The organism is Propionibacterium ruminifibrarum (assembly GCF_900289195.1).
Classification (GTDB): Bacteria; Actinomycetota; Actinomycetes; order Propionibacteriales; family Propionibacteriaceae; genus Propionibacterium; species Propionibacterium ruminifibrarum.
In genome coordinates, this window is the sequence record NZ_OMOH01000019.1 from 1 (window position 1) to 3069 (window position 3069).

The 3069-nt window shown below is 65.5% G+C and carries 7 protein-coding genes; all 7 read left to right on the plus strand.

The features are described from left to right. The coding region (locus tag PROPJV5_RS12205; RefSeq protein WP_147385447.1) for an integrase core domain-containing protein at positions 1-110 on the plus strand (110 nt) is incomplete at its 5' end. Positions 111-204: 94 nt separating this feature from the next. After that, complete coding sequence (locus tag PROPJV5_RS12210) at positions 205-492, plus strand: helix-turn-helix domain-containing protein (RefSeq protein WP_119716633.1); 288 nt, start codon at positions 205-207, stop codon at positions 490-492. A 166-nt stretch (positions 493-658) separates the two neighbouring features. Then, positions 659-1111, plus strand: coding sequence for a zinc ribbon domain-containing protein (locus tag PROPJV5_RS12215; protein ID WP_119716634.1), 453 nt, complete (start codon positions 659-661; stop codon positions 1109-1111). Between the two features lie 198 nt (positions 1112-1309). Beyond that, complete coding sequence (gene guaA / locus PROPJV5_RS12220) at positions 1310-2293, plus strand: glutamine-hydrolyzing GMP synthase (protein ID WP_220474439.1); 984 nt, start codon at positions 1310-1312, stop codon at positions 2291-2293. Positions 2294-2389: 96 nt separating this feature from the next. After that, entirely contained in the window at positions 2390-2635 is a 246-nt protein-coding gene (locus PROPJV5_RS12225) for a type II toxin-antitoxin system RelB/DinJ family antitoxin (RefSeq protein ID WP_119716635.1), read from the plus strand. Next, the gene (locus PROPJV5_RS12230) at positions 2622-2951 is read left to right on the plus strand and encodes a type II toxin-antitoxin system PemK/MazF family toxin (RefSeq protein WP_119716636.1); all 330 of its coding nucleotides are present in this window, start codon (positions 2622-2624) and stop codon (positions 2949-2951) included. The genes PROPJV5_RS12225 and PROPJV5_RS12230 overlap by 14 nt, the downstream gene beginning before the upstream one ends. A 32-nt stretch (positions 2952-2983) precedes the next feature. After that, the coding region (locus PROPJV5_RS13190; protein ID WP_220474440.1) for a GMP synthase (glutamine-hydrolyzing) at positions 2984-3069 on the plus strand (86 nt) is incomplete at its 3' end.

Below are 3069 nucleotides of genomic sequence, written 5' to 3' on the forward strand. Positions count from 1 at the left end.
ATGCCTTGGCCAGCTGGATCCACTTCTACAATCACCACAGACCCCACACGGCCTGCGGGAACCTCCCACCCATCACACGGTTAACCAACATCCCCGATCAGTACACCTAGATCTCATGAGTGAGTTGGAAGCAGCGGGGGGTCGCCACCGTAATGGTACTCATAGTCCGTGGATTCATGAGCCGCATTCATTGAAAAATCTCACATGCCTTCCGCCGCTGACCGTGAGTATGCGCAGCGGCGCGACTTCGGTCAGCAGGTGAGGGCCATCCGCAAGAGCCAAGGCTTGAGTCAGGAGCAGCTTGCACATCTCGCGGACTTGGATCGTTCCTACATGGGCGGTATTGAGCGCGGTGAGCGGAACGTGAGTCTCGACAACATCCATCGCATTGCCCGCGCCCTGGGCACGACTCCGGCGGCGTTCTTTCCGCAACCGGAGTCTGGCGCAGGGGAGAAGGGGGCTCGCCTGTCCACCTGCCCCGTCAAGAAATGAGGCCCTGGGGCGTGCGGGGTGCCGTGCGTCCGCAGGATCACTGTGAAGCGACTGTCGCCCCGCCGTGGCAGGGGCAAGGGCAACAGATCGTTGCTTGACGACGCAACAGCTCTGCGCTGTTCTTGTGGCAGCGGCAGCGCCTGTCGGCCGCGGAAGGGAGTTCGACATGTCCATCGGAGAGGTCATCAGCCAGGTGCGGGAGTCACGGGGGATGACGCAGAACGAGCTGGCGGATCGGGTGATGGTGACCCGTCAGGCGGTTTCGCGCTGGGAGACCGGCGCCACCACACCGGGTGTCGACATGTGCAAGCTCCTGGCGTCTGCTCTTGACGTTCCGGTGACCCGGCTGCTGGAGGCGCCGCCAGGTCCGCACTGCCAGAGCTGCGGCATGCCCATTCCGAAGCAGGAGCAGCACGGTCTCGAGGCCGATGGGACCAGATCTGAGGACTACTGCGCCTGGTGCTACGAGGACGGGGCCTTCGTCGGCCCGGAGACCCTGGATGAGCTCATCGAGCACAGCGCCCCGTACATGGCCGAGGGCACCCACATCTCGCAGGACGAGGCCGTCTCCTACATGTCCGCCGTCCTGCCGCACCTGCGTCGCTGGAGGGATCAGTAGTCCTGACGTCTGGTGGGAGCGGGACGGGCGCTCTGCCTTATGATGTGCTGGCCGACAACTCCACCATCGTTCCGGGGCGCTCGCGGTGCTCCCCATCATCGGCAAGCCCCGGGGTGCCCTTGAGTGGAGCAGGGCGCGCAGTGCTCAACCAGGGAACCGTGCCCTGCAACCGGCCTCTCACCGACGAAGGAGACTTCCGTGGACCTCACATCCAACAAGCGCCCCGCCGACATGGAGCGGATCACCACACCCGAGCTGGCGGATGCCTTCATCGCCGAGGCGGTCGAGGCCGTTCGTGCGCAGGTCGGTGACGGCAGGGTGCTGCTGGCCCTGTCCGGCGGCGTCGACTCCTCCGTCGTCGCGGCCCTGCTCATCAAGGCGATCGGCAGGCAGTTGGTGTGCGTCCACGTCAACCACGGCCTCATGCGCAAGGGCGAGTCCGAGCAGGTGGTCGAGGTCTTCCGGGACGGGTTCGACGCGAACCTCGTCTATGTCGACGCCGCGGATCGCTTCCTTGGCCTGCTGGAGGGAGTGGCCGAGCCGGAGACCAAGCGCAAGATCATCGGCAACGAGTTCATCAACGTGTTCGCCGAGGAGGCGGTGAAGCTCGAGGGCGTCGGCTTCCTGGGCCAGGGCACCATCTATCCCGACATCCTCGAGTCCGCCGAGGGTGTCAAGGCCCACCACAACGTCGGCGGACTGCCCGAGGACATGGACTTCGACCTGGTCGAGCCCGTCAAGCTGCTGTACAAGGACGAGGTGCGCGTCGTCGGCAAGCGGCTCGGCCTGCCCGATTCCATGGTGGAGCGCCAGCCCTTCCCGGGCCCCGGCCTGGGGGTGCGCTGCCTCGGCGCCATCACCCGTGACCGGCTGGAGGCGCTGCGGGAGGCCGACGCCATCGTCCGCGAGGAGATCGAGGCCGCCGGCCTGGACATCTGGCAGTATTTCTGCGTCGTGCCCGACATGCGCGCCACCGGCGTGCGCGACGGCAGGCGCGCCTTCGACTGGCCGGTCATCATCCGCTGCGTCAACACGGTCGACGCGATGACCGCGGAGGTGCCCGAGCTCGACTGGCCGCTCATGAAGCGGATCACCGCCCGCATCCTGGCCCAGGTGTCCGGCGTGTGCCGCGTGGCCTACGACCTCACCCCCAAGCCCGTGGGCACCATCGAATGGGAATGACGGTTCGGGCTTTCTGGACGCTCGCTTAAGATAGCAAATTGTTATGTCTTGCACCGTTTTGCTCATATGATGTGTCTTGGTGGAAGGAGGCATCTCATGGCAACGAGGCAGATAGCAACAAGGGTCGACGCGGAGCAGGCGGAACTCTTCAAAGAGACCACGAGGAGGCTCGGCACCACCCCGGCGGACGCGCTACGCATGTTCGTGACCGCCTTCAACAGCCACCGGGGCTTCCCCTACGACGTGCGCCTCGCGGAGGACCTCGAGCCGTTCGACACCGAGGAGGACGCCACCAGGTTCGCAACGGACCTCTCCCTGAAGGCGATCAATGAGGCGCGGTGAGGTATGGACGCTGCGGGACGACGCCTACGCGAGCAAGGCGCGGCCCGTCGTTGTCGTGCAGAGCGACGACGTCGCCGGCTTCGGCTCGGTCGTCCTTTGTCTCTTCACGAGCTTCGACTCCAGCGGCGTCCCGACGCGAGTCCCCGTCAAACCGAGTGGGGGCAACGGACTTGCGAAGCCGAGCTACGTAATGACTGACAAGATCGTCACCGTGGACAAACAGCTTCTCGGAAAGCGAGTTGGCATCTTGGGCGAAGAGGACATGGCCGAGGTCTCGCGGCAGCTCATCGCCGTCCTGGGCCTGGGGCAGGGCTGAGTTGCAACGTGCCCGAGCTCGACTGGCCGCTCATGAAGCGGATCACCGCCCGCATCCTGGCCCAGGTGTCCGGCGTGTGCCGCGTGGCCTACGACCTCACCCCCAAGCCCGTGGGCAC

Bases quoted from the DNA above. Each gene is read 5' to 3' on its own strand.
- PROPJV5_RS12230 (WP_119716636.1), top strand. From the start codon at position 2,622: ATGAGGCGCGGTGAGGTATGGACGCTGCGGGACGACGCCTACGCGAGC.
- PROPJV5_RS12210 (WP_119716633.1), top strand. From the start codon at position 205: ATGCCTTCCGCCGCTGACCGTGAGTATGCGCAGCGGCGCGACTTCGGT.
- PROPJV5_RS12215 (WP_119716634.1), top strand. From the start codon at position 659: ATGTCCATCGGAGAGGTCATCAGCCAGGTGCGGGAGTCACGGGGGATG.
- PROPJV5_RS12225 (WP_119716635.1), top strand. From the start codon at position 2,390: ATGGCAACGAGGCAGATAGCAACAAGGGTCGACGCGGAGCAGGCGGAA.